Annotated in this window: 1 pseudogene; it reads left to right on the top strand. The window is 71.8% G+C overall.

The window, feature by feature from the left end:
• A pseudogene (locus tag U5775_RS38980) lies at window positions 1–554 on the top strand (type VI secretion protein VasK); the annotation flags it as partial.

The raw sequence follows: 554 nt of genomic DNA on the forward strand, positions 1-554 counted from the left end.
GCCTCGAACTGGCTGCGCGCGCCGCTGGCGGGCGTCATGTTCGCGCCGGTTTTTCCGGGGTCGTCCGTGGTACCGGTGCCGGTCGTCGAGGGCGGCGACGGCACGGCCGCCCCAGCCGTCGAAGCGCCGCCGGCGCAGATCATGACCGTCACACATACCCAGCCCGCCGCGCTGGTGCCGGTATGGCAGGCGATCGCGGCGGGCTCGCCCGACTATCGCGGTCGCCGCACCGGCCTTTACTGGCCCAATGTGCTGGCGATGGCCGGTAGTGCCTGTGCACTGGCCTGGATCGTCGCACTGATGATCTCGGGCCTCGGCAACCACGCGCTCATCCGCGAGGCCGAGACGACCGCTGCCGCGGCGCTGGCGGCGACACCCGGAACCCCGCAGGCGATGCGCACGCAGCTCGCCCTCCAGCAGCAGATCGGGACGCTCGAATACCGGAGCGAGCACGGCGCACCGTGGTATCTGCGCGTAGGGCTCTCGCGCAACGACGAGCTGCTCGACGCGCTCTGGCCGCCGTACCGGACCGTCGCCCTGCGTAACCTGCGCCA

The sequence above is a fragment of the Paraburkholderia sp. J63 genome (assembly GCF_905220245.1).
In the GTDB taxonomy this organism is placed as follows: domain Bacteria; phylum Pseudomonadota; class Gammaproteobacteria; order Burkholderiales; family Burkholderiaceae; genus Paraburkholderia.